This window comes from Pseudomonas sp. zfem004 (assembly GCF_032621715.1).
GTDB lineage: Bacteria > Pseudomonadota > Gammaproteobacteria > Pseudomonadales > Pseudomonadaceae > Aquipseudomonas > Aquipseudomonas sichuanensis.
Window position 1 is genome coordinate 1 of sequence record NZ_JAVYJF010000033.1, and the last position, 24,927, is coordinate 24,927.

Below are 24,927 nucleotides of genomic sequence, written 5' to 3' on the forward strand. Positions count from 1 at the left end.
CAAGCGTTTATTTTGAAGTTTTTCCGAGAAACTCGTTTAGCTTCAACCGCTTAACTCGCTGCGATCTCTCGTAGCGGGAGGCGAATCATACAGTGTTACAACTTGCTGTCAACCACCTTTTTCACCGCTGCCGATCGTGAGACCGAAACGCTTCCGGAGCCTTCTAATCGCTTAACTCATTGAATTTCAAGGAGTTTTGCGTTCCGTTGTCGCTGGAAGTGGGGCGCATTATAAGGGGATCTGAAACCCCGTCAACCTTTAATTTCAGGAAATTGAAATATAGAGGAAACACCAAACCAGCAACGCCCGCTGTTCGCACGAACCATAACCATCCCTTGCACACCGCACCGCAAATTGCGCACTATATTGCTCACCCCGCCGCGCAACCATGGACCCTCCCCCTATAATGAACACCCCCCAACGCAGCCTGGCCGCCACCCTGTTCCCCATCGGCCTGCTGTTGATCGCCATGGCTTCCATCCAGTCCGGCGCCTCACTGGCAAAAAGCATGTTCCCTGTCGTAGGCGCACAAGGCACCACCACCCTGCGTCTGATCTTCGCCAGCATCATCATGCTGTTGCTGCTGCGCCCTTGGCGGGCACGGCTGGACGCCAGCACCCTGCGCAGCGTGATCATCTACGGCATGGCCCTGGGTGGAATGAATTTCCTCTTCTATATGTCGCTACGCAGCGTGCCCTTGGGGATCGCCGTGGCACTCGAATTCACCGGCCCACTGGCCGTAGCACTCTGGGCCTCGCGCCGGGCGCTGGACTTTGTCTGGATCGGCCTGGCGGTAATCGGCCTGCTGCTCCTGATCCCCGTCGGCCAGTCCGGCGCCAGCCTCGACCCGTTGGGTGCCGGCTATGCACTGGGGGCAGGTGTATGTTGGGCGCTCTACATTCTATATGGCCAACGCGCGGGCGCCGAAAACGGCATCCAGACTGCCGCACTGGGGGTGGTGATCGCCGCGCTATTCGTTGCCCCCATCGGCATCGTCCATGCCGGCAGCGCACTGCTCACACCGGCGTTGCTACCTGTGGCACTGGGCGTCGCGATTCTGTCGACAGCGCTCCCCTATAGCCTGGAAATGGTCGCCCTGACCCGCATGCCCGCACGCACATTCGGCACCCTGATGAGCATCGAACCGGCATTCGGGGCCCTTTCAGGCTTGCTGTTCCTGGGCGAGAAACTCACCACCTGGCAATGGCTGGCCATCCTCGCCATCATCACCGCATCGGTCGGCGCAACACTGTCGATGAGACGCGAAACAGCACCCGCCGTGGCCGCCGACTGATTTGAGAAATATTTGCATTTAAAACATGCCTGGCCTTGTACCGCTCCCGCGGGCTGATTAAGCTGTCACAAAATCATAATCAAGACGCTATCTACTTGGCTGCAAAAGGACGCAGGGAAATCTCAGGGAAGACTCGAAGCGCTGACGACAGGCCCAGGCATGTAACCGGGCCCGCATAAGGACAGGAATGAAACGTATTTTTCTCATCCTGGCCATCTTGGCCATTGCTGGATGTGCCGCGACTGCCAAGACCGAGGTGAAGCGGGGGAAGAAGGGCCTGCACATCAACTGCTCGGGCCTCTCTTCGTCGTGGGACAAGTGCTACAGCAAAGCCGCAAGCTCCTGTAGCAGCAAAGGCTATAAAGTCATCGCCCGCTCTGGCGACAGCGATGAAGAGCCCGGTGACTATATCTTCGGCATCAACCCCGCCGGCTATACCAGCCGCAGCATGATCGTGATCTGCAAGTAGATATGAAAAGGGCAGCCTCCGGGCTGCCCTTTTCGTTGCTGTCAGATCGGAGCCGTGCGCTGCTCCAGCCACGCCAGCGCATCGCCCTGGAGCAGCGGCGATAGCCGTTCTCGTACAGTCTGGTGATAGCGATCGAGCCAGTCGATATCCTCGCTGCTCAACCCCTCGCGCAACAGGCAGCGAGTATCAATCGGGCACAAGGTCAGGGTTTCGAACTCGAGGAAATCGCCAAACGCACTGCTGCCCGCCTCGCGATTGACCACCAGGTTCTCGATCCGCACCCCCCACTGCCCTGGCCGGTAGGTGCCAGGCTCGATCGAGCTGATCATCCCCGACTGCATCGCCGTCTGTGGCGTGGCTGCCGCCTGATAGGCAATCACCTGCGGCCCTTCGTGCACATTCATGAAGTAGCCCACACCATGGCCGGTGCCATGCCCGTAATCGACCTGGTCGGCCCAGATCGGCGCCCGCGCGATGGCGTCGAGCAAAGGTGAAAGAATGCCGCGCGGGAACTTCGCCCGTGACAGCGCGATCATGCCCTTGAGCACCCGCGTGCAATCGGCCTTCTGCTCATGGCTGGGCTCACCGATGGGCACCATGCGCGTGATGTCGGTGGTGCCCCCCAGGTATTGGCCGCCCGAATCGATCAACAACAGGCCATTGCCGTCGATCACTGCGTGGGACTGCTCAGTGGCATGGTAATGGGGCATGGCACCGTTGGCGTTGTAGGCCGCGATGGTCGAGAAGCTCAAGGATACGAAGCCAGGCCGCCGGGCACGCGCCGCACTCAGCTGCTCGTCGATGGTCAGTTCGGTGATCACCTGCTGCCCCTGGTGGGCTTCGAACCAGGCAAAGAATTCACACAGCGCCGCGCCGTCCTGCTCCATGGCCTTGCGGATGTGAGCCAAATCCCCCTCCCCCTTGCGTGACTTGCTCAAGGTCGTGGGGTTGATGGCTTCAATCAGCCTTACTTGGCGCGCAAGATGGTCAAGCAAGCCGCGAGTGATCCGCGCCGGGTCCACCATCAAGCTGCTTTGCGCGGGGATTGCCGCCAGCGCGCTGCCCACCTCGGTGTAATCGCGCACTTCGATGCCATCGGCGGCCAGCACCTGGCGCAAATGGTCGTCGACTTTGTCGCGGCCCACGAACAGGCAGGCTTTGCTCTGGCTGATCAGGGCGAAGGAGACGAACACCGGGTTGTAGGACACATCACTGCCCCGCAGGTTGAACAGCCAGGCAATGTCATCGAGCGTGGCAATGAAATGCCAGTCGGCGCCCTTGTCCTGCAGCGTGCTACGCAGTTCGGCAAGCTTTTGCGCGCGATTGACCGTGGCGTGCGGCGCCAGGTGCTGATACACCGGATTACCCGGCAGGGGCGGTCGATCAGTCCAGACCTGTTCAAACAGATCAAGATCGGTACGCAAGCTCACACCCCGGGCCTGCAAGCGCTCGTCCAGTTGACGCGCCGAAGCCAAAGCCATCACCGCACCGTCCACGGCGACCGTGCCCTGGACATGCTCGCCCAACCACTCAAGTGCCCCCGGCTGCCCGGGCCGCAGCTTCATCAGTTCAATACCGCTACCCGCCAGCTCTTTATCCGCCTGTTCCCAATAACGGCTGTCAGCCCACACCCCGGCGAAGTCCGCCGTCACCACCAGCGTGCCCACCGAACCGTGGAAACCGGACAACCATTGCCGCCCCTGCCAATGGCCCGGCAGGTACTCGGACAAATGCGGGTCGGCGGAAGGTACCAACAGGGCATCGACCCCCTCGCGGGCCATGACCTGACGCACACGGGCCAGACGCGCCGGTACGGTTTCCTGAAGGGGGGACTGACTGTTCATGCGCACTCCTGCGGACACATCTCGACTGATCCAGGCCGTCGATAATGGAACAGGCGGCCACCGCCCGCAATCTTCACGACGGGAACAGCGCCAGGTTTGCCCCATGCACCCTGCAAACCGCCGATCAATCCCACTGAACTTTGCCCCGCTGATGCCTTCACAGCCCATACATACTTCAGCGCACGCGAGGCCCCTATGCCCCACTCCCGCGAGCCGAAAACCGCTGTAGCACTGCTCGACACCCGCGAGCACACTTCGGAGCACGAACACGTCGTCCAGCTCAAGCTGGCCGACTGCCTTGCACAGTTGCTGAACCTGCCGCGAGCCCAACCTGGCCAACCACCAACCGGCGATGCCCACTACTATTACCTGGCCACCGATACCCTGATCGACCCGGCACGCTACGCACCGCTGGGCATCCACAGCGAACGCGACCTGTTCGGCGGATTGGTCAGCCACCCCTATATGGCCACCAAGGCCATCTCCCATCCGCTGCCCGCCGGGGCAAGCTTCCCGCCGGGCTGGACGGATGCGTTCGCCCAGGATGCCAGCAACGCCCTGCTGCGGGGCTACACCGTCTTCAGCAAGGATGACGCGCGCCGTGCCGCCGCGTTGCTACTGGACGAAGGCCGAATTCGCATCAAGCCCGTGCTGGCCTGCGCCGGTCGCGGCCAACAGGTCATCACCCGGCTCGAAGCATTGGAAACACTGCTGCAGCCAATGGACGACCAACAGCTCGCCGTATGGGGCCTGGTGCTGGAAGAAGACCTGAGCGACGTCGAAACCTTCAGCGTCGGTCAGGTTCGTGTCGCCGGGCTCACCCTTAGCTACCACGGCACCCAGCAGCTCACCCACGACCACGCCGGCACCGAGGTGTACGGCGGATCCGACCTGCACGTGGTGCGCGGCGACTACCAACAACTGCTGCAGCTGCCGCTGGAAGACCCTCTGCGGCTGGCCATCACCCAGGCCATGGCCTACGAGCAGGCTGCCGAACGCCACTTCCCTGGCTTCATCGCCTCCCGACGCAACTACGACATCGCCCGCGGCACCGACCCGCGCGGCCACATGCGCAGCGGCGTGCTGGAGCAGTCGTGGCGACCGGGCGGAGCCAGCAGCGCCGAGATCCTCGCGTTGCTGGCCTTTGCCGACGACCCGGCCCTGCAGCAAGTGCGCGCATCCACCCACGAAGTGTTCGGCGAAGCCCAACTCCCGGCCGACGCCACCCTTTTCTATCAGGGGCATGACAGTGAACTGGGACAACTCAGCAAATATGCACGGATCCGCGACCATGACCATCGAAAGTGAAACCATCGAGCTGGCCGTCGAAGGCGAAAGCATCGCCGGCACCCTGGTCAGCCCCGGCAGCAAGATGCCGGGCATCCTCTTCGTCCACGGCTGGGGCGGCAGCCAGCAGCGCGACCTGGCGCGGGCCCGACAGATCACCGGGCTGGGTTGCGTGTGCATGACCTTCGACCTGCGCGGCCACGAGAAGACGCAAAGCCAACGCCTGACCGTCACCCGCGAGCAGAACCTCGCCGACCTGCTGGCCGCCTACGACCGCCTCGCCAGCCACCCCGCCGTCGACCCCGCCGCCATGGCCGTCATCGGCAGCAGTTATGGCGGTTACCTGGCCACCCTGCTCACCCGCCGCCGCGCGGTGAAATGGTTGGCGCTGAGGGTGCCGGCCCTGTATTGGGACGATGAATGGAACAGCCCCAAGCAGGCGCTGGACCGTCAACGCCTCAACGCCTATCGCCTGCGCGCCTTGAGCCCGGCCGACAACAGCGCCCTCGCCGCCTGCGCGGAGTTTGCCGGCGACGTGCTGCTGGTGGAGTCCGAACAGGACGACTATGTGCCGCACAGCACCCTGATGAGCTACCGCTCGGCGTTCGTCAGCGCACACTCGCTGACCCACCGCACCGTCGATGGCGCCGATCACGCGCTATCGAGCGAAGAAAGCCAGAAAGCCTACAGCGCGATGCTGAGCGCATGGGTCAGCGAGATGGTCATCGGTGCACGCCTGGACCGCTACCCGCACTACGCGCCTTGGTACGCCTGAGCCTCGCCGACCTGGCAGTGCAGGCCGCCATCGGCACCCCGCACCAGGCTACGCAAGGTCTGGTAGGCCGCGAAGTTGACGCCTCGGGCCTGGTGTTGGCGCAACATTTCGAGGAACGGCTCCTCGACGAAGCGGCTGACGGCGGCCTCCCATACAAGGCGCGACTGCCATTGCAGGTATTGGAGCACCCGACAGCCGTCGTCACTGGCCTGGATGCTGACGCCCTGCAAACCTTCACAGCACTGCGCCAAGTGCTCGCTGCGCGCGACCAGTGCCTGCGCCAGCGCCTGCTGATGCCCAGGCGGGACGTCGTACTCGATCATCTGGGTGAACCACAGGGAATGGGCATTGACCACCATGGACTGTCTCCTAGCTTGGGCCACATGCAGCCCATTGGCGCGCAGGTTAAAACCTCAAGTTAACTCAAGGTCAAGGACTTTCTCCTTGAAGGCGCCCTCCCCCGTAACGGCGTGTCCACCGCACAACCAGCACTCACTCGCTGCCAACCGCGAACCGCCGCCGGTAGTCACTGGGGGTCATGCCGGTGAGGCGCTGGAACACCTTGCGAAAGGCGCCGGGGTCCTGATAGCCGACACCCCAGGCGATCTGGTCGACGCTGCGCCGAGTGAACTCCAGCAACCGGCAGGCGCGGCCAACCCGCACTTGCTGGGCATACTCGGTGGGACGCAGGCCGGTGGCGGCGCGAAAGCGCCGCAGGAACGTGCGCGGTTCAAGCCCGGCACAGCGGGCCATATCGGCCAGGCCGGCGTCACGGGCCTGTTCACCCTGCAACCAATGCTGCACCCGCAGCACCGCCTCGTCGCCATGCTCCAGGCGCGGGGTGAACAACGCCCCCGGCACGGGTGCCGGTGCCGGCTCCACCGCCAGGTAGCGTGCGGTCTCACGGGCCAGGGTATGGCCAAGGAAGCGCTCGATCAGGTGCAGCCCCAGGTCGGTCCAGGCCATCAGGCCGGCGGAGGTGACGATATCGCCATCGTCCAGCAGTGGCTGGCTGGTTGCCACACGCACTTTGGGGAAGCGCTCGCTCAAGGCCTGGGCGTAGTTCCAGTGAGTGCAGGCCGAACGCCCGTCGAGCAGGCCGCTGCCCGCTATCAGGAACACCCCGATGCACACCGAGGCCAGTACAGTCCCTTGGCCATGCAAGTCGCAAAGTGCGGGACGATGAGCGGCCAGCAGCTCGCCGGAAGGCGTGGCGGCCAGGCTGGGGGGAATCAACATGGCCCGTGGCGCATGCCCGGCCTGCGGCAGGCTGTCGTGAATCACCTGCAGTTGCCCGGCGGCATCGAGCTGCCAGTGGCTGACACGCAGCAGCGGCAACTGGTGCTCACCCAGTTCAGCCGCAACCCGGTTGGCCACCGCGAACAGGTCGGTCAAACCATGCACCGCCGCACTCTGTGCACCCGGGTACACCAGCACGCCGATTTCCAGGCTGTCAGTTTTTGCCGTCATTGTGTCGCTCGCGCCAATCCTCGATCCGATCGTTCAAGCCTATAACTATCAGCAGTTCATCACTACTGCCGCAGGAGGCACCATGAGCAAGCAGGCACTGATCATCATCGACATCCAGAACGACTACTTCCCTGGCGGCAAATGGGCCCTCGACGGCGCCGAGGCTGCCGCCGACAACGCCGCCCGGCTGCTCGACGCTGCACGTCAACGAGGCGACCTGGTGGTCCACGTGCGTCACGAGTTCGAGAGCAGCGACGCGCCCTTCTTCACCCCAGGCTCGGCCGGTGCCCGCATTCACCACAAGGTCGAACCTGCCAGCAACGAGGCCGTGGTGCTCAAGCACAAGGTCAACAGCTTCCGCGACACCAACCTGAAGGCGCTGCTCGACCAGCACGCTGTCAAGGCGCTGACCATCGCCGGCAGCATGAGCCATATGTGCGTCGATGCCGCCACCCGGGCGGCCGCAGACTACGGCTATGACGTCACCGTGGCCCATGACGCCTGCGCCACCCTGCCGCTGGCCTTCGACGGCAAGCAGGTGCCAGCCGCCGAAGTGCACGCCTCGGCGATGGCCGCACTGGCCTTCGCCTACGCCAAGGTGGTCAGCACCGAAGAACTGCTCAAGGGTTGACCGCTCAGATCACCACATTGCGCACGAAGCGCACGGCCTGCTGGCCATCATTGCGATAGGCATAGCGGCAGTTGCTGGGGAACACATGAAACTGACCGGTCATCAAGTGGTGCTCGACGCCTTCGATGACCAGCGTCAATTGCCCTTCGGCGACGTAGATCTGCTCGCTCCAACCCGCCGCATCGGCCTCGCTGGCGTAGCACTCGCCGGGCGCCAGGGTCCACTCCCACAGCTCTGCCTCGCGCCGGGCCGGGCTGCTGCCCAGCAGCACCGCCCGGCTGCCTGGATGCTCACCGGCCCAGGCCAGCTCGTCGATGCGGCTCGGGTCGCGTTGGTCGGGCGCCTGGATCAGCGTGCTGAAGGCCACACCCAACGCCTCGGCAATCAAGTCGAGAGTGGTCAGGCTGACATTCTTCTCGCCCGCCTCGATGGCCACCAGCATTCGCCGGCTGACCCCGGAACGCTCGGCCAGGGCTGCCTGGCTGAGGCCGGCGTCGCCACGCAGGCGGCGGACATTCTGGCTGACATGCTGCAACACCGAGGCACGGTGTTCGGTTTCTTTGTGCACTATATTGCTCACTAACAGGGATTGCGCAGTATACTGCCCACTTTGCGGCGGATTGTGCGCCGCCCCTGCCGAGCATGCAAGCCCATGAGCCAAGCCACCCACAGCAAGCCCGCCGTCTCCTTCCGCCTGAGCAAGGCCGAGCTGGTGCTGGTGTTCATCACCATGCTCTGGGGCGGCACCTTCCTGATCGTGCACACGGTCATGAGCGTCAGCGGGCCGATGTTCTTCGTCGGCCTGCGCTTCGCCGCCGCCGCGTTGTTCGTCGGCCTGGTGTCGGCGCGCTCACTGCCTGGGCTGACCTTCACCGAACTCAAGGCCGGCATGCTCATCGGCGTGTCGATCATGCTCGGCTACGGCTTGCAGACCATGGGCCTGCAGACCATCAGCAGCAGCCAGTCGGCGTTCATCACTGCGCTCTACGTGCCGTTCGTGCCACTGCTGCAATGGCTGGTGCTGGGCCGTCGTCCTGGGCTGATGCCAAGCCTGGGTATCTGCCTGGCCTTCGCCGGCCTGATGCTGCTGGCCGGCCCTGAAGGCGGCAGCTTGCACTTCAGCGAAGGTGAACTGGTGACGCTGGTCAGCGCCGTGGCGATTGCCGGCGAGATCATCCTGATCAGCCGTTATGCCGGCAAGGTCGATGTACGCCGGGTCACCGTGGTGCAACTGGCGACAGCCTCGGCGTTGGCGTTCCTGATGATTGTGCCGACCCAGGAGCAGCTCCCCGACTTCTCCTGGTTGCTGCTGGTCAGCGCCGTAGGCCTGGGCGCCATGAGCGCGGTGATCCAGGTGGCGATGAACTGGGCGCAGCAGTCGGTTTCGCCCACCCGCGCCACCTTGATCTATGCCGGCGAGCCAGTGTGGGCCGGGGTTGTCGGGCGCATTGCCGGCGAACGCCTGCCGGGGGTAGCCCTGATCGGCGGGCTGCTGATCGTGCTGGCGGTGGTGGTAAGCGAGCTGAAGATCCGTCGCGGCGACGAGGCCGCCGCCTTGCAGGACGAAGACCAGCGTCAACGTGAAGCCGGGCTGTGATGCGGCCAACACCCGCTATGCTCTGTAAAAAACTGTTATAAAAAAACAGCTTGTCACAGCACATTTGTAGGATCCTGCAACCGCTTGCGTGTTGGTGATACACACCCCGGCACGTATGATCCTTGGCAAACTTCTCAGAACAGAACGCTATGTCATTGATTGTGCTATTGCTTCTGCCCTTCGTCGGCAGTTGCCTGGCGGCTGTCCTGCCGCACAACGCACGCAACGCAGAGTCCATTCTCGCCGGGCTCGTCGCCCTGGTCGGCACCGTCCAGGTGGCGTTGCTGTACCCCCAGGTCGCCGACGGTGGCGTCATTCGCGAGGAGCTGCTGTGGCTACCCAGCCTGGGCATGAACCTGGTGCTGCGCATGGACGGCTTCGCCTGGCTGTTCAGCCTGCTGGTGCTGGGCATTGGCACCCTGGTGTCACTCTATGCGCGCTACTACATGTCGCCCCAGGACCCGGTGCCGCGCTTCTTCGCCTTCTTCCTGGCGTTCATGGGCGCCATGCTCGGCCTGGTGATTTCCGGCAACCTGATCCAGCTGGTGTTCTTCTGGGAACTCACCAGCCTGTTCTCCTTCCTGCTGATCGGCTACTGGCACCACCGCGCCGACGCCCGCCGCGGCGCCTACATGGCGCTGATGGTCACCGGTGCCGGCGGCTTGTGCCTGCTGGTCGGGGCCCTGCTGCTCGGCCATGTGGTCGGCAGCTACGACTTGGACAAGGTCCTGGCTGCCGGCGATACCATCCGCCAGCATGCGCTGTACCCGGTGCTGCTGCCCCTGATCCTGATCGGCGCCCTGAGCAAGAGCGCGCAATTTCCCTTCCAGTTCTGGCTGCCCCACGCCATGGCGGCGCCCACCCCGGTCTCGGCTTACCTGCACTCGGCAACCATGGTCAAGGCCGGGGTGTTCCTGCTGGCCCGGCTCTGGCCGGTGCTGTCGGGCAGCGAGGAATGGTTCTGGATCGTTGGCGGTGCTGGTGCCGCCACTCTGTTGCTCGGCGCCTTCGCCGCGATGTTCCAGAACGACCTCAAGGGCCTGCTGGCCTACTCGACCATCAGCCACCTGGGCCTGATCACCCTGCTGCTGGGCCTGAACAGCCCGCTGGCCGCCGTGGCCGCGGTGTTCCATATTCTCAACCACGCCACCTTCAAAGCCTCGCTGTTCATGGCCGCCGGGATCATCGACCACGAAAGCGGCACCCGTGACATCCGCCGCTTGAGCGGCCTGTTCCGCCTGGTGCCGTTCACCGCCACCCTGGCCATGGTCGCCAGCGCCTCGATGGCCGGCGTGCCGCTGATGAACGGCTTCCTGTCCAAGGAAATGTTCTTCGCCGAGACCGTGTTCATCAGTTCCACCGCCTGGGTCGAGGCCGCCCTGCCCGTGATCGCCACCCTGGCCGGCACCTTCAGCGTGGCCTATGCGCTGCGCTTCACCGTCGACGTGTTCTTCGGCCCGCCGGCCCAGGACTTGCCGCACACGCCCCACGAGCCACCGCGCTGGATGCGCGCACCGGTCGAGCTGCTGGTGCTCACCTGCCTGGTGGTCGGCATTTTCCCGGCGCAATCGGTCGGCCCGCTGCTGGCCGCGGCCGCCCTGCCGGTGGTCGGCGGCACCCTGCCGGAATACAGCCTGGCCGTCTGGCACGGCTGGAATGCACCGCTGATGATGAGCCTGATCGCCATGTGCGGCGGCATCCTCCTCTACCTGCTGCTGCGCAAGCAGTTGCAACGCGGCCGCTTCGCCAACCCACCGCTGATCGGGCGCGTCAACGGCAAGCGCCTGTTCGAGCAGGGCCTGGTGCACCTGATGTTGCTGGCTCGGCACATCGAGCGGTTGCTGACCACCCGCCGCCTGCAGACACAACTGTTCATGCTGGTGCTGGCTGCCTTCATCGCCGGTCTCATGCCGCTGCTGTACAACGGCCTGAGCTGGGGCGACCGGCCGAAAATCCCAGGCTCGGGGGTGTTCGTCGCGCTGTGGCTGATCGCCATCGCCTGCGCCATCGGCGCCGCCTACCAAGCCAAGTACCACCGCCTCGCGGCGCTGATCATGGTCAGCGTCTGCGGCCTGATGACCTGCATCACCTTCGTCTGGTTCTCCGCCCCCGACCTTGCCCTCACGCAGCTCGCGGTCGAAGTGGTGACCACCGTCCTGCTGCTGCTCGGCCTGCGCTGGCTGCCCCGGCGTATCGAAGGCGTATCGCCACTGCCCGGCAGCCAGGACCGCGCACGCCTGCGTCGCCTGCGCGACCTGGTGCTGGCGGTGCTGGTCGGTGGCGGCATGGCGCTGTTGTCGTACGCCATGCTCACCCGCCCCACGCCCAATGACATCTCGTCGTTCTACCTCAGCCGGGCCCTGCCGCAAGGCGGCGGCACCAACGTGGTCAACGTGATGCTGGTGGACTTCCGCGGCTTCGACACCCTCGGCGAAGTCACCGTGCTGGTGGCCGTGGCACTCACCGTATTTGCCCTGCTGCGCCGCTTCCGCCCGCCCAAGGAGAGCATGCAGCTGCCTGCCCAGCAGCGCCAGCTGGCGCCGGACGTGGTCACCGACCTGGTCAACCCGCGCCACGCCACCGACACCGCGCTGGGCTTCATGATGGTGCCGGCCGCCCTGGTGCGTCTGTTGCTGCCGATCGCCCTGCTGGTGTCGATGTACCTGTTCATGCGTGGCCACAACCAGCCGGGGGGCGGTTTTGTCGCCGGCCTGGTCATGTCCGTGGCGTTCATCCTGCAGTACATGGTCGCCGGCACCCAGTGGGTCGAGGCGCAGATGAGCCTGCGTCCGTTGCGCTGGATGGGCACCGGCCTGCTCTGCGCCACCCTCACCGGGGCTGGCGCCATCGGCCTGGGCTACCCGTTCCTGACCACCCATACCGCCCACCTGCACCTGCCGCTGCTGGGTGACGTACACGTGGCCAGCGCGCTGTTCTTCGACATCGGCGTATTCACCGTGGTGGTCGGCTCGACACTGCTCATCCTCACCGCGCTGGCGCACCAGTCGGTGCGTGCCTATCGCCCGGGCAATCCCGGCAAATCCAGCCAAGCAGGAGCCGCCTGATGGAAGAAGTCATTGCAGTCGCCATCGGCGTGCTGGCCGCCTCGGGGGTGTGGTTGATCCTGCGCCCGCGTACCTACCAGGTGATCATGGGCCTGTGCCTGCTGTCCTACGGGGTCAACCTGTTCATCTTCAGCATGGGCAGCCTGTTCATCGGCAAAGAGCCGATCATCAAGGACGGCGTCACCCAGGACCTGCTGCACTACACCGACCCGCTGCCCCAGGCGCTGGTGCTCACCGCCATCGTCATCAGCTTCGCCATGACCGCACTGTTCCTGGTGGTACTGCTGGCCTCCCGTGGCCTGACCGGCACCGACCATGTGGACGGTCGGGAGCGTGACGAATGAGTGGGATGAACCAACTGATCATCGCGCCGATCCTGCTGCCGCTGGTGACCGCGGCGCTGATGCTGCTGATCGGCGAGAAGCACCGCTGGCTGAAGGCGCGGCTGAATCTGCTGTCGACCTTCACCGGCCTGGGCATCGCCGTTACCCTGCTGATGTGGGTGCGTACCCAGGGTCAGGCCGAGTCCATCGGCGTGTATCTGCCGGGCAACTGGCCAGCACCGTTCGGCATTGCCCTGGTGGTGGACCACCTTTCGGCGCTGCTGCTGGTACTGACCGGCATCGTCGGCAGCTGCGCGCTGCTGTTCGCCCGGGCCCGCTGGGACGGCGCCGGGGCCAGCTTCCACGCGCTGTTCCAGATCCAGCTGATGGGCCTGTACGGCGCCTTCCTCACCGCCGACCTGTTCAACCTGTTCGTGTTCTTCGAGGTGCTGCTGGCGGCCTCCTACGGCCTGCTGCTGCATGGGTCGGGCCGCGCGCGGGTCAAGGCCGGGCTGCACTACATCGCCATCAACCTGTTCGCCTCGTCGCTGTTCCTGGTAGGCGCGGCCATGCTCTATGGCGTGACCGGCACCCTGAACATGGCCGATCTGGCGCTGAAGGTGCCGCTGGTACCGGAAGCCGACCGTGGCCTGCTGCATGCGGGCGCTGCAATTCTCGCCATTGCCTTCCTGGCCAAGGCCGGGATCTGGCCGTTGAACTTCTGGCTGGTACCGGCCTACTCCTCGGCCAGCGCACCCGTGGCGGCGCTGTTCGCGATCATGACCAAGGTCGGGCTGTACGCCGTGCTGCGCCTGTGGAGCCTGCTGTTCTCCGGGCAGGCCGGCGCATCGGCGAACTTCGGCGGCGAGTGGCTGGTGTATGGCGGCCTGGCGACGCTGGCAGTGGCCGCAGCCTCCATCCTGGCCGCCCAGCGCCTTGAGCGGCTGGCGGCGCTGAGCATCCTGGTGTCAGCCGGCACACTGATGGCCGCCATCGGCTTCGGTCAACCGGTACTGACCGGCGCCGCGCTGTTCTACCTGGCCAGCTCCACCCTGGCACTGTGCACGCTGTTCCTGCTGGCCGAACTGGTCGAACGTTCGCGTTCGGCCAACGAGGCGCCGCTGGACGATGAGGAGGATGCGATGCCATCGCCGCTGGAGTCGCTGCACCCGCCCAAGGGCATCAACCTGGACGACGAACAGAAGGCAGTGATCGGCCAGATCATCCCCTGGACCATGGCCTTCCTTGGCCTGTGCTTCATCGCCTGCGCCCTGCTGATCATCGGCATGCCGCCACTGTCGGGGTTTATCGGCAAGCTCAACCTGATCAGCGCGCTGTTCAATCCGCAAGGGCTGGGTGTCGCACCGGGGCAGCCGTTGGGCACCGCCGGCTGGACGCTGGTCACCCTGTTGATTCTGTCCGGCATGGCTTCGCTGATTGCTTTTGGCCGGGTCGGCATCCAGCGCTTCTGGAAGCCCGAGGAGCGCCAGTCACCCTTGCTGCGCCGCTATGAATGCCTGCCCATCGTCATCCTGCTGGGCCTGAGCATTTTCCTCAGCTTCAAGGCCGAACCGCTGCTGCGCTACACCCAGGACACCGCAGCCAGCCTGCAAGCACCCGACGCCTACATCCAGGCCGTCATGGCCACCCGGCCAGTGCCTGGCCCGACTACCCTGAATGCGCAGGTGCAACCATGAACCGCCTGTTCCCCGCGCCGCTACTGTCGCTTTCGCTGTTCGTCCTGTGGCTGCTGTTGAACCTGTCGATCAGCCCAGGCAACCTGCTGCTGGGCGCCGCCCTGGGCATCCTCGCGCCGATCCTGATGGCGCCCCTGCGCCCGCAGCATGCCCACATCCGCCGGCCACTGGTGGTCGCCCGGCTGATCGGCCGGGTGGGTATCGATGTAATCGTCTCCAACCTGCTGGTGGCCCGTGGCGTGCTGCGCGCCGGCAGCACCCCACCACGCTCGGCCTTCGTCCACATCCCGCTGGCGCTGCGCGATGCCCATGGCCTGGCGGCACTGTCGATGATCACCACGGTGGTGCCGGGCACGGTCTGGTCGGAACTGGCCCTGGACCGCAGCGTGCTGCTGCTGCACGTGTTCGACCTGGACGACGAAGCGGCGTTCATCGAGCACTTCAAGCACACCTACGAACGCCCGCTGATGGAGATTTTCGAATGAGCGGCCTGCTTGCCAACGCCGTCCTCGCCAGCCTGTTCATCTTTGCCCTGGCCATGGGCCTGGCACTGATCCGGCTGTTCCGCGGCCCCTCCGCCCAGGACCGGGTGCTGGCGCTGGACTACCTGTACATCCTGGCCATGCTGATGATGTTGGTGCTGGGCATCCGCTACGCCAGCGACACCTACTTCGAAGGCGCCCTGCTGATCGCCCTGTTCGGCTTCGTCGGCTCGTTCGCCCTGGCCAAATTCCTGCTGCGAGGCGAGGTGATCGAATGAGTGAAACCCTGGTATTGCCGTTCTGGCTGGAGCTGACGGTTTCGGCGTTGCTGCTTTTCGGCAGCCTGTTCGCCCTGATCGGCGCGATCGGCCTGGTGCGGCTGAAAGATTACTTCCAGCGCATGCACCCGCCCGCGCTGGCCTCGACCATCGGCGCCTGGTGCGTGGCACTGGCGTCGATCCTGTACTTCTCAGCGCTCAAGCAGAGCCCGGTGCTGCATGCCTGGCTGATCCCGATCCTGCTGTCGATCACCGTGCCGGTCACCACCCTGCTGCTGGCCCGGGCGGCGCTGTTTCGCAAGCGCACCTCGGGCGAGGATGTACCGGAGGAAGTCAGCAGCGGGCGCGACCGGGGCAACTGAACGGGTAGCCGGCTCAGCCGCCAGCCAGACGCTGCAGTTCACGCCGCACCATTGCCGCATAGGGCGGTGGGCTGAGCTGGTAGAGCTCGCCGGCTACCCAGGCCAGCCAGGCGCCCTGCAGCGCTTCACGACGCGCCAGCAATTGCTCGGCCTGGGCAATGGCCTGGGCCTGGTGACGGCGGTGAAAGTCGGCACGCGAGCCTGGCGCCGCCAGGTCACTCATTCGCTGGCCTTGAAGGTGGTCAGTTCGCCCTTGCGCCATTTGGCGACCTTGCCGGTCACAGCCTTGAGCAGCTTGCCCAGGCCTTCCTGTACCTGTTGTTCCGCGGCGAACACCAACATCACGCCCTGCCCCTCGCGAAACACGATGCCCTCACCCTCGGGCACGCGGACAAAGGCATAGTCGCCTTGCCCGTAGACATTCAACTTGATCTCACGAAAACGCAGTTCCAGCTTGCCGCCTTCACGGCTGGGCAGCACCGCCGCGCGGAAGTGGTCGCCCACTTTCAGCTCCAGGCGCTGTTTGTCGTCGACCACCATGGCACCGTCGGGGTCGATCTCGGCCATGTACAGGCCTTCAGGGTTTTGCTCGGTAACGTAGATGAACCGCCCGTTGAACAACTTGACCAGCTTGGCGCGCAAATCGCCCAGGGCAAACAACGCATGGGTATCCAGAGTACTGACTGCCAATGAAGAGCTCCTCACATCAATTACTACAGGCCATCACCCGGCCGCGTTATCGCGCCAGGTGCCAGCCTTTTCAAGTCAACGTCCACAGGACTTAGCAACCACGCCACCGATTATCCACGCGAGACGGGCCAAGCGATAAGCAGGAAATTCTTCACTCAGCCATCGTTCGGGCGCGCGGGGTAAGCTTTGGCGTGATTCCATAATGGGAACCGTAATGTCCGACATCAAAACTGCCAGAAAAGATGCGACAGCCAGCGACAGGTCCCTCAAGGAAACAGGCCTGGCCTTCGGTCGCGCATTACAGGAGAACGAATATGCCCGAAAACACTGAAATCCGTCGAGAGGCGCAGCACATTTCCTTCAAGTTCACCCCGCCAAACCAGGCGCGCTTCATCGTCGTGCCTGCCGGTGTCGCATTCTTTCATATCACCGAAAGCACCACAGGCAGGGTCAGGGGCTTTCGCCAACGCCATCAGGACGCCTGCGAGCTGGCCCGCCAACTGGAAGGTTGACGCCCTCAGGCCACCTCGCCCCGCGCCAACTGCGCCAACCAGGCGGCCTGGCACTCCAGCGCTTCGCCACGGCTGGCAAAGGCGGTGCCACGCCGTTCGCCATTGACCAGTACCACCCAGCACACCCGCTTGCCCAACGCCTGCAAAGAGGCTGGAACACCTGTGCCGATCATCACTGCCACATCGACTTGGCTATTCATAATTCCCTCCGGAATTTAATTAGCAACCTAACGATATGACCATGATACGTCCTGCTGGCTCCAGGAAAAAGCCCATGCAGGTAGAGCTGTGTTGCATCAAAGGCAACAAATCGGCTCAATCAAGCCCGGGTTCGGGGCGGTAGCCCAGGCGCAGGCCACCCCAGTGGCGCCCCTTGACGTAGATCGGCACCGACAGGTCATGCATCAGCTCACCGGTGTCGCGGGTATAGGTCTGCAGCAATACCCGCTGCTGATGGCTGCCGCAGCGGATGCCGGTCCGGTCGTCGAAGGTACGCTTGCTGCGGTTATGCGCCGTGTCCTGTACCGGGTCGCCGGTCAGTGGCTGATTGAAGGCGTTGTTGTGGGTCGGTACATAGCCCTGCTGGGTACAGGCGATGGCATAGACCAGCCCCTCATGCAGCAGCAGCGGTTCCTGGATCTGCGGCAATACCGTGTCGGTGTAGTGGTCGAAGCGCGTGCTGAAACGTGGCGGCTGCATGCCGGCAATCGGCCGGTACTGGCGGTCGAACAAATCCTCCAGCGTCACCCGCCCCTGATCGATGTCAGCCTCGAAACGTTCGCCAATATGCCGTGCCCCACCTTGCGCCAGCTCGAACACCCGTTGGTGATAGGCGTCCAGCCCGACCTCGGCCAGGCGCTCGCTGAGGTGCTCGACCTGACCTTCCATCTGCACCGCGGCCTGGGCCAGGCGCCGTGTTTGCTGGTCGCTCACCGCCAGGTCGCTGCGTACCTGCGCCACTGCCTGGAACAGGGTATCAAGCTGGGTACGATTGGTCTGGGTGCCCGCGGCAATGGCGCCGACCTGCCCTTCAACGCTGGCGGCCAGGCCGGCGATCTGCGCCAGCTGCCCGCCGGTCTGCTCCACCTGCGCCACGCCACTGCCCAGGTCATCGGCCAAGGCGCGGATCTGCGTGACCACCTGGGCGGTGCGTTCCTGGATATCGGCCACCATCTGCCCCACTTCCTGGGTGGCGGTGGCGGTACGCCCGGCCAGGCCGCGCACTTCATCGGCGACCACGGCAAAACCGCGGCCGTGCTCACCCGCCCGCGCCGCCTCGATGGCGGCGTTGAGCGCCAACAGGTTGGTCTGGCTGGCGATGGTCTGGATCACCAGGGTCACCCGGGCAATGTCCTCGCTGCGCAGGTGCAGCGCCTCGATCAGCTCACGGCTGGCGGTAGCGCGCTGGCTCAGGTCGTGCATGCACTGGATCGACTCGGCCAGCACCGCACTGCCGGCGACACTGCTGCCATGGGCCGAGCGTGCGGCTTCCAGGGCCTGGTGACTGAGCTGGGCACTGGCCTGTTCAGTGGCGATCATGATCTCGGCGCTGCCGACGATCTCCTCGGCCGCACCCAGCTGCGATTGCACCCGCGCAGCCAGCTGCTGCGCCGAGTAAGCCACCGCAGCGGCCGACAGCGCATTGTGGCTGGTGCCCCGGGCCAGTTGCGCAATCAGGTCATTGTCCTGCGCAGCCACCTGCACCTGCGTCGTTACCGGTGCACGCCGCAGATGAGGCAGCCACAGCACCAGCAGGGCCGACGGCAAGGCCAGGTACAGCGCCAACCCGGCGTAAGCCTGGGCCGTCAACAGCGCGCACAGTACGCCACCCTGCAGCAAGGCGATAGCAACAGCCAGCCGAGTTCCTTCTCGCATCATCTTCGTGGTCCGTCCGCGTGTCGTTATTGTGACGTCATTAAACGCCACCATAACGCCACTATCCATAGTCCCTTGGATGTATGACGATCACGCTTGATGCAAGGCAAGAAAACACAAAGGCCCCAGGGATCGCTCCGTGGGGCCTTGCGCAGTGCGCCGAGTGTCAGATCTGCCGCTGGTGGCGGTCGAGCTGCTCGTGACGCTCCTGGGCTTCGATGCAGTACTTGGTGGTCGGGCTGATCAGCAGGCGCTTGAGGCCGATTGGCTCGCCGCTGTCGTCGCACCAGCCGAAGCTGTCGTCACCGATACGGTCCAGGGCCATCTCCAGCTGCGGCAGCAGGCGCTGATCGCGGTCGATGGCATTGACCAGCCAAGTGCGCTCTTCCTCGACCGAGGCCACGTCAGCCGGATCCGACGGGGTATCCAGGCCTTCGATGGCAGTGCGGTTGAGTTCGATGCGCTCATGCGTCTCGACTTTCATCGCTTGCAGCAGCTTGGTAAAGAACACCAGTTGGTCGGCATTCATGTAGTCATCGGCCGACATGGCCAGCAACTGTTCCTTGGTCATCGATTTCTCTATGAAAAAATGTGCATTTGGGCGATTCGAGTGCCGCCGATGATGGCTCATCGGCAGCGGAATTCTTCAAGCGCCAACCGGCACTCTTTTACAGGGGGCGGAAGTCTAAGGTGCCAAGCGGCAAGGGGCAACAGAAATGACGGCGGATTTGACCGAAACACCGAGGAATCCGCCCATTGGTGCCGTGTTTTTTATGGCTGACGCCGCTGCGGCGCTCGATTACGCAATATGCCGCAACAAATGCCGGCGCGCGCCCCCATGAATGCCGCCTGCGCTCGAACAGGGTGGCAAACCAATACCACCTGGCCCTTGCCAACCCGCGGCCAACTGTGTGTTCCATCATCAAGGAGCACACTTAATGGATCTGCACCAACGGATCGTTGCACTGAGCACGCTGGACTGCGCCGTCGCCCGCCGCTTCCAGGACCGCCCCGTGTTGCACGCGGTTGCTGGCCGTCTGCTGGTCGAGCAATGGCAGCAACGCCAGCTCGGTCATGGCCACGACCCCCTTGCCCTCTACCTGATCAGCCGACCTGTGCGTGGCGCCAATGCCTGGATAAGGCCGCTGTCGATGGTATTGATCGAGCGCTTCTGCCGGCGCGCAACGCTCAATCTGACCGAAGGCGAGGACTTCATCAGCAGCCACCCACTCGACGATCCGGCTCATGCGCTGGATATCGACCTGCATCCGGTCGAGCTATTGATCAACGAATGTGGGCCGTTCGTCGTCGAACGCCACCGCGAGGAGCTGGTGCAGTACTGGAGCACATTCGACAGCAGCGGACAGACGCCCTGGCAGTGGTACGCCCGTTACCTGGAACAGCAGCTCGGCCATGCCATCGACAGTCGCAAGGACGATGGCCGCCTGACCAGCAGCGAGATAGATCTCGCCAACCAACTGCGCAACGTGCCCGGCGAGGCCGGACAGCACAACAGCTCGACCATCACCCACCTGCTGACCGACCTGTCGGACAACGGCAAGATCGACCTCGATCTGGGCAGCGCCCTGTTGCTCGAACACGGCGGCGACACACCGGTCACCCTGCTCTACACCCTGGTCGGCAAGCTCCTGGCCTTTCCCTCGCGGCGGGCGATGCTCGATATCATCGCTCGCCTGTGGCCCGAGAGCCCGATACCGGGCCCGCGCAAGGTTCAGCTCGCGCCCACCGCCGACGTCCCCTTCGAAATCCAGGCGCTGGGCCTGTTGCACCAGCAGTTGCAAGTACTGCACAGCCGCTCGCAACAGTACTTCAGCCAAGGCCATGCCTTGGCGCTCAGCCACAACCTGGATCGCCTGACCTCGATGGTAGAGCTGTGCAACCGCGACGAGCGCAGGCAGCGCAAGACCCTCGCCCAGCGCCTGCCGGACTGGCTGCAGAACGCCTCCGACGGCAACCAGTTGCACTATGCGCGCATGCTGGTCGACGTCGCGCAAGGCTACAAGGATGCCCAGGGCAGGTTCTGGCTCGACGGCATCGATACCGCCCAGGCGTATGCCAATCGGCAGCTGGCCCTGCGCCTGAACACCGACCACCCCGACAACAACATCGACCCGCAGGCCATCCGGGTGGTCAACCTGCAGACCCACGCCGGCGCCTTGGCCGGCCAGGACAACCTGATAATCACCGGCACCCCCCACCGGGTCGAGTTCAGCCTGGCCGACCTGGCCATCGGCAACCTCGGCCTGCTCAAGCCCGGGCGCGTGGAGCTGAGCGCCAGCGATGGCGCCTCCCTGCCGGCTTGGCTGAACCGCGGCTACATTGAGCGGATCGTCAGCGAGCTGGACATCGGCAGCAGCTACCCGGCCATGTTGCGCGACAAGTTGCTCGATGACGCGGCAGGCAAGCGGGAGCGCCAGGCACTGCTCGGCGCCCAGCTGCGCAACCAGCTGCCGGCGCTGGCCATGGAACTGCACCTGCGTGACCAAGGTATCAGCAAGGACTGCGTCGAGCGGGTAGGCGACATCTTCACGCCCGCCGTCGAGGACGACGCCGACCACTGGGTTTTGCGCCCCCTGGGACTGCTCCGGCGCACAGACGCAGCCCCCGACATGCTGCTCAACACCTGGTTGATCGAAGCGGCAAGCCCCGAGAAAGGCCCCTGCCTGCTCTACCGTCCGCTGCATGCCCAACCGCTGCAACAATTCGACGATCGACTGGCACTGCTGGTGGCGATGGGCACGCCTGGCGAGCTGCAGGACGACCTGCTGGCCCGTCTGCCCGCCGAGGCACGCCGAGTCTACGACCATGGAGGGATCACCGAGCCGCACCTGTTCTACCCGCTGGACGATACCTTCGCCGTACCCTTCGGCCGCCCTGCGCCGGCCTCGCTGAACGTCGCCCCCGCCGTCGTCGACATTGGCCAGGCCATCTACCTGGCGAGCGTCGAGGAATCGATCCAGCGTTTCGCGGCCCATTCGGCAACCACCGCCGAAACCCGCTGGAACAGCCGCCTGCAACTAGGCTGGCTACTGTTCAACACTGTGCTGCCACTGGCCGGGAGCACCTTGGGTAAAGTGGCATGGCTGGCCCAGATGGAGATCGCCCTCGCCCAGCTCTTCGAATCCGACAGCACCCGCGACCCCAGCGGGCATCGCCTGGCCATGGTCAACCTGCTGGTGAATATTGCCCTGCTGCTGCTTTCCCACACCGCCTTGCAGTCGCGACTCGAGGAAGGCCAGGAAGCCTCGCTGCCGGCCCAGTCGACACCCATACCGATGGCACCGTTGGTCGAGATCGACACGCCCGAGACCACCCTGAACTTCCACTGGTCGCACGCCAGCCGCAGCCTTAGCGCCACGCAACGCGCCACCTTGACCCAGCTGCGTGGCAAAGAGCCGCTGCATACCCTCGGCACCCCGATTCCGTATGGCCCGCTGGCCGGCCTGTACCTGGCACGGGACAAGTTCTGGGTACAGCTCGAGGGCGCGGTCTATCGCGTGGTGCTGGATGATTCCACCGAACAGCCACGGATTGTCAGCGACACCGCCGAGGAGATACTCGGGCCATGGCTCATGCGTGACGAAGCGGGACGCTGGCAGCTCGACCTGCGCCTGCGCCTGCTCGGCGGCATGCCATCGGGGTCACGTATCGCCAGACTGCGCGAAGAAAAGAAGCAGACCCTCGCCACCCTGGACGAAAGCATCGGCCAGGCGACCCGAGAGGGTCTCGAGCAACTGCGGGCCATCAATGCCAGCGCCCGAACCTTGAGCGACGACAGCGACCCTGAGGTGCTGCAAAGCTACCTGCAAAGCTGTCAGCGTGTATCCGCGCATTGGGCGCTGCAGTTGCAGCGCCTTAACCAGTACAACGCCCTGCAGCCTCGGCCCAACTTCAAGATCGAGCGTGCCAACGCCCTGTCCCAGCGCACATTCAGCGAGCGCCTCGTCAACCTGACGCTGCACCGCCTGTACGCCCCCGCGCGCACGCAACTGGCACGGTTTCTCGAAGAACACCAGGCGCACATGTCGCCGACAGACCTGAACATCTACAGCACGCGCCTGGCCAGCCTGTCGCCCCTGATCGACCAGATGGTGGCCAACGCCGATGCCATGCATGAGCTGCATCAGGAAATGAACAAGTTGACCAACCGCGGCCAGGACAGCATCCAGGCCATGTTCGATCGAATCAACCAGTCATGGCCGAGCCCCGAGTACCGGATCAACAGTCGCTACCGGCGCCTGGAGAATCGGTTCAACCGCCTGTTCGTGCTGCACCCGTTCAAGGATGGCGAGCTCAGGCCCCGAGGTTTCTGGCTCAAGCGCGCCAACGCCAACGTTGCCCTGGTCGTAGCCCAGCTCAAGCGCCTGGCCAGCCTCGATCAGCCCAGCGACGAGCTTGCCTCGCGCTTGCTCAGGGCCATCGGCGAGCTGCTCAACCAGGCCAGGCGACAACTGGGTAACTTCAAGGCACTGGCCCAGGACGAAGACTCGCTCCCGCTGCTGACGCTGATCGATGAAGACCTGGACTACCTCCAGGCAAAAGTGCACCTGGAACTGAGCGAGTACCCGGCTTACCCCGCCACCACCACCTTGTCGCAATTGCGTCAGCGGACACCGGGCCTGATCGAGACCAGCGAACACGGCTTGCTGCTCGGGGTGCCCCACGAGGGCGACGCCTCGATCATCGACATACCCGAGGCTGACGGCCAGGGCAGCACACGGTCCTATCGCCAGGAACAGGACGGTTGGGTCGAGATCCCACCCGCGCCATCCCCGCAAAAACCCAATGGCGACAGCTTGAAGAAACTGCTCAAGGCCAGCGACAAGCTGATGTCCCGCGCCCGCGCCGAACTCACGCAGTTGCAAGGCACCCGCAGCGACAGTTACCTGCCCGTGGAAATCCACGACCTGCTGAGCAGCCAGCAACAGCGCTTGATAGAGCAGGCGGATGCCATCGAGCGGCACTTGACCGCCGACAACCAGAGTGACGAAGCCGCCGGCGATCGGGACGCGGCGCAGGTCACCAAGGCTCTGAACGACCTGAGCCTGAGCCTGGGCGACCAAGCCAGGAGCCTGCGTATCCAGGCCGCCTTGCGCCAGCGGCCAAGGATGGGCGAGGTGCAATTCCTGGTGGACAGCGGCGAGGCGACGATCCATGCCATCGGCAACCGCACGCTGTTGGCGAAAGTGAAGGGACGCCCGGCCGACTACCTGGACGAATACAGCATCCGCCACCAGGGCCAGGACCTCTGGTACGCCCACTTCCACTACCCGGCGCTGGACACCCCGCGCGAGCAGTTTCTCGCCGGCCACCTGAAAACGGCCAGCCAACGCCATGCCCGGGGCCAGAGCGTGCCAGACCCAGCCAGCGGCCGCGCTGTGGAGGTCTACCGCGCTCCCGTGTCCGTGGCCGCTGCGACCAGGTATTTCTTCAACCGCTGAAAAAAGGCGGGGCGCCCAGCAGAGCGCCCTGCCCTCAACGGTCCTTGAACTGCGCCTCGCGCTTGGCGATGAACGCGGCCATGCCTTCCTTCTGGTCCTCGGTGGCGAACGCCGCATGGAACACCCGGCGCTCGAAACGCACGCCCTCGCTCAGGGTCACTTCGAAGGCGCGGTTGACGCTCTCCTTGACCATCATGCTGACCGGGATCGACTTGCTGGCAATGGTCGCGGCCACCTTCAGCGCCTCTTCCAGCAACTCGGCCTGCGGCACGATGCGCGCCACCAGGCCCGCACGTTCGGCTTCCTCGGCCCCCATCAGGCGGCCGGTCAGGCACAGCTCCATGGCCTTGGCCTTGCCCACAGCGCGGGTCAGGCGCTGGGTGCCGCCCATGCCCGGCAGCACGCCGAGGTTGATTTCCGGCTGGCCGAACTTGGCGTTGTCGGCGGCCAGGATGAAATCACACATCATCGCCAGCTCGCAGCCACCGCCCAGGGCGAAGCCGGACACCGCGGCGATGATCGGCTTGCGCCGGTTGGCGACGCGGTCGGCGTCGCTGAACAGGTCTTCGACGTAGATCTGCGGGTACTTCAGGTCGGCCATTTCCTTGATGTCGGCGCCGGCGGCGAAGGCCTTGGCGGAGCCGGTGAGCACCACGCAGCCGATGTTCGGGTCACGCTCGAGCTGGTCCAGGGCCTGGTTGATCTCGCCGACGATCTGCGCGTTCAGGGCGTTGAGCGCCTGCGGGCGGTTGAGGGTGATCAGGCCGACCTTGCCATGGATGTCCAACAGGATGGTTTCGAATGCCATGCAGAC

At 64.6% G+C, this 24,927-nt stretch carries 24 protein-coding genes; 14 read left to right on the forward strand and 10 right to left on the reverse strand.

Annotated elements, in window-relative coordinates:
- Positions 1–406 precede the first annotated feature (406 nt).
- The gene (gene rhtA, locus RTH46_RS24590) at positions 407–1,294 is read left to right on the forward strand and encodes a threonine/homoserine exporter RhtA (protein WP_153788119.1); all 888 of its coding nucleotides are present in this window, start codon (positions 407–409) and stop codon (positions 1,292–1,294) included.
- A 187-nt stretch (positions 1,295–1,481) separates the two neighbouring features.
- Positions 1,482–1,763 carry a hypothetical protein gene (locus RTH46_RS24595; RefSeq protein WP_153788120.1) on the forward strand — a complete coding sequence of 94 codons (282 nt, stop codon included), beginning with the start codon at positions 1,482–1,484 and terminating at the stop codon, positions 1,761–1,763.
- Between the two features lie 41 nt (positions 1,764–1,804).
- Here the strand turns inward: RTH46_RS24595 and RTH46_RS24600 are convergent, their stop codons facing one another.
- Positions 1,805–3,607, reverse strand: a complete 1,803-nt coding sequence (locus tag RTH46_RS24600) for an aminopeptidase P family protein (RefSeq protein WP_316906849.1) — start codon at positions 3,605–3,607, stop codon at positions 1,805–1,807.
- A 195-nt stretch (positions 3,608–3,802) separates the two neighbouring features.
- Between RTH46_RS24600 and RTH46_RS24605 the strand changes: the two genes are divergently transcribed.
- Positions 3,803–4,915, forward strand: coding sequence for a DUF3182 family protein (locus RTH46_RS24605; RefSeq protein WP_316906850.1), 1,113 nt, complete (start codon positions 3,803–3,805; stop codon positions 4,913–4,915).
- Complete coding sequence (locus RTH46_RS24610) at positions 4,899–5,669, forward strand: alpha/beta hydrolase family protein (RefSeq protein ID WP_153788123.1); 771 nt, start codon at positions 4,899–4,901, stop codon at positions 5,667–5,669. Before RTH46_RS24605 ends, RTH46_RS24610 begins: the two co-directional genes overlap by 17 nt.
- Here the strand turns inward: RTH46_RS24610 and RTH46_RS24615 are convergent.
- Together RTH46_RS24615 and RTH46_RS24620 are read right to left on the reverse strand one after the other, a co-directional pair.
- A complete protein-coding gene (locus RTH46_RS24615; RefSeq protein ID WP_153788124.1) occupies positions 5,648–6,028 on the reverse strand; it encodes an antibiotic biosynthesis monooxygenase in 381 nt (126 codons plus the stop codon). The genes RTH46_RS24610 and RTH46_RS24615 overlap by 22 nt on opposite strands.
- A gap of 133 nt (positions 6,029–6,161) precedes the next feature.
- Positions 6,162–7,139 carry a GlxA family transcriptional regulator gene (locus tag RTH46_RS24620; protein WP_153788125.1) on the reverse strand — a complete coding sequence of 326 codons (978 nt, stop codon included), beginning with the start codon at positions 7,137–7,139 and terminating at the stop codon, positions 6,162–6,164.
- Positions 7,140–7,221: 82 nt separating this feature from the next.
- On the opposite strand from RTH46_RS24620, the gene RTH46_RS24625 reads away from it, so the two are divergent.
- Positions 7,222–7,770: a cysteine hydrolase family protein gene (locus RTH46_RS24625; protein WP_316906851.1), complete on the forward strand. Its 549-nt coding sequence runs from the start codon at positions 7,222–7,224 to the stop codon at positions 7,768–7,770.
- 4 nt (positions 7,771–7,774) lie between these two features.
- On the opposite strand, the gene RTH46_RS24630 is transcribed toward RTH46_RS24625, so the two are convergent.
- The gene (locus tag RTH46_RS24630) at positions 7,775–8,338 is read right to left on the reverse strand and encodes a helix-turn-helix domain-containing protein (RefSeq protein WP_279847085.1); all 564 of its coding nucleotides are present in this window, start codon (positions 8,336–8,338) and stop codon (positions 7,775–7,777) included.
- Between the two features lie 84 nt (positions 8,339–8,422).
- Between RTH46_RS24630 and RTH46_RS24635 the strand changes: the two genes are divergently transcribed.
- The 7 genes from RTH46_RS24635 to RTH46_RS24665 all read left to right on the forward strand — a co-directional run bounded on the left by RTH46_RS24635 (position 8,423) and on the right by RTH46_RS24665 (position 15,574).
- Positions 8,423–9,367 carry a DMT family transporter gene (locus tag RTH46_RS24635; RefSeq protein ID WP_316906852.1) on the forward strand — a complete coding sequence of 315 codons (945 nt, stop codon included), beginning with the start codon at positions 8,423–8,425 and terminating at the stop codon, positions 9,365–9,367.
- Between the two features lie 149 nt (positions 9,368–9,516).
- A complete protein-coding gene (locus RTH46_RS24640; RefSeq protein WP_316906853.1) occupies positions 9,517–12,432 on the forward strand; it encodes a monovalent cation/H+ antiporter subunit A in 2,916 nt (971 codons plus the stop codon).
- Positions 12,432–12,776, forward strand: a complete 345-nt coding sequence (locus RTH46_RS24645; protein WP_003250128.1) for a Na+/H+ antiporter subunit C — start codon at positions 12,432–12,434, stop codon at positions 12,774–12,776. Before RTH46_RS24640 ends, RTH46_RS24645 begins: the two co-directional genes overlap by 1 nt.
- Positions 12,773–14,452 carry a monovalent cation/H+ antiporter subunit D gene (locus RTH46_RS24650; protein ID WP_316906854.1) on the forward strand — a complete coding sequence of 560 codons (1,680 nt, stop codon included), beginning with the start codon at positions 12,773–12,775 and terminating at the stop codon, positions 14,450–14,452. Before RTH46_RS24645 ends, RTH46_RS24650 begins: the two co-directional genes overlap by 4 nt.
- Positions 14,449–14,937: a Na+/H+ antiporter subunit E gene (locus RTH46_RS24655; RefSeq protein ID WP_110994580.1), complete on the forward strand. Its 489-nt coding sequence runs from the start codon at positions 14,449–14,451 to the stop codon at positions 14,935–14,937. Before RTH46_RS24650 ends, RTH46_RS24655 begins: the two co-directional genes overlap by 4 nt.
- Entirely contained in the window at positions 14,934–15,212 is a 279-nt protein-coding gene (locus RTH46_RS24660) for a K+/H+ antiporter subunit F (RefSeq protein ID WP_110994579.1), read from the forward strand. Before RTH46_RS24655 ends, RTH46_RS24660 begins: the two co-directional genes overlap by 4 nt.
- A complete protein-coding gene (locus RTH46_RS24665; protein WP_153788131.1) occupies positions 15,209–15,574 on the forward strand; it encodes a Na+/H+ antiporter subunit G in 366 nt (121 codons plus the stop codon). The genes RTH46_RS24660 and RTH46_RS24665 overlap by 4 nt, the downstream gene beginning before the upstream one ends.
- 13 nt (positions 15,575–15,587) lie before the next feature.
- Here RTH46_RS24665 and RTH46_RS24670 read toward each other — a convergent pair whose 3' ends face one another.
- Together RTH46_RS24670 and RTH46_RS24675 are read right to left on the reverse strand one after the other, a co-directional pair.
- Positions 15,588–15,797 (reverse strand): hypothetical protein, encoded by a 210-nt coding sequence (locus RTH46_RS24670; protein WP_110994577.1) that lies wholly within the window; start codon positions 15,795–15,797, stop codon positions 15,588–15,590.
- Positions 15,794–16,264 (reverse strand): hypothetical protein, encoded by a 471-nt coding sequence (locus RTH46_RS24675; RefSeq protein ID WP_153788132.1) that lies wholly within the window; start codon positions 16,262–16,264, stop codon positions 15,794–15,796. The genes RTH46_RS24670 and RTH46_RS24675 overlap by 4 nt, the downstream gene beginning before the upstream one ends.
- Positions 16,265–16,578: 314 nt before the next feature.
- Here RTH46_RS24675 and RTH46_RS24680 point away from each other — a divergent pair, with 314 nt between their 5' ends.
- On the forward strand, positions 16,579–16,776 hold the full coding sequence (locus tag RTH46_RS24680; protein ID WP_153788133.1) for a hypothetical protein: 198 nt from the start codon (positions 16,579–16,581) through the stop codon (positions 16,774–16,776).
- A 5-nt stretch (positions 16,777–16,781) separates the two neighbouring features.
- On the opposite strand, the gene RTH46_RS24685 is transcribed toward RTH46_RS24680, so the two are convergent.
- From RTH46_RS24685 to RTH46_RS24695, 3 genes are all read right to left on the reverse strand, one after another.
- Positions 16,782–16,976 carry a hypothetical protein gene (locus RTH46_RS24685; RefSeq protein ID WP_153788134.1) on the reverse strand — a complete coding sequence of 65 codons (195 nt, stop codon included), beginning with the start codon at positions 16,974–16,976 and terminating at the stop codon, positions 16,782–16,784.
- Between the two features lie 115 nt (positions 16,977–17,091).
- On the reverse strand, positions 17,092–18,720 hold the full coding sequence (locus RTH46_RS24690) for a methyl-accepting chemotaxis protein (RefSeq protein WP_410478599.1): 1,629 nt from the start codon (positions 18,718–18,720) through the stop codon (positions 17,092–17,094).
- A gap of 97 nt (positions 18,721–18,817) precedes the next feature.
- Complete coding sequence (locus RTH46_RS24695; protein WP_110994572.1) at positions 18,818–19,222, reverse strand: TraR/DksA family transcriptional regulator; 405 nt, start codon at positions 19,220–19,222, stop codon at positions 18,818–18,820.
- Between the two features lie 367 nt (positions 19,223–19,589).
- Here RTH46_RS24695 and RTH46_RS24700 point away from each other — a divergent pair, with 367 nt between their 5' ends.
- Positions 19,590–24,113, forward strand: coding sequence for a DUF6543 domain-containing protein (locus tag RTH46_RS24700; protein ID WP_316906856.1), 4,524 nt, complete (start codon positions 19,590–19,592; stop codon positions 24,111–24,113).
- A 34-nt stretch (positions 24,114–24,147) separates the two neighbouring features.
- Here the strand turns inward: RTH46_RS24700 and RTH46_RS24705 are convergent, their stop codons facing one another.
- Positions 24,148–24,921 carry an enoyl-CoA hydratase gene (locus RTH46_RS24705; RefSeq protein ID WP_153788137.1) on the reverse strand — a complete coding sequence of 258 codons (774 nt, stop codon included), beginning with the start codon at positions 24,919–24,921 and terminating at the stop codon, positions 24,148–24,150.
- Positions 24,922–24,927 lie beyond the last annotated feature (6 nt).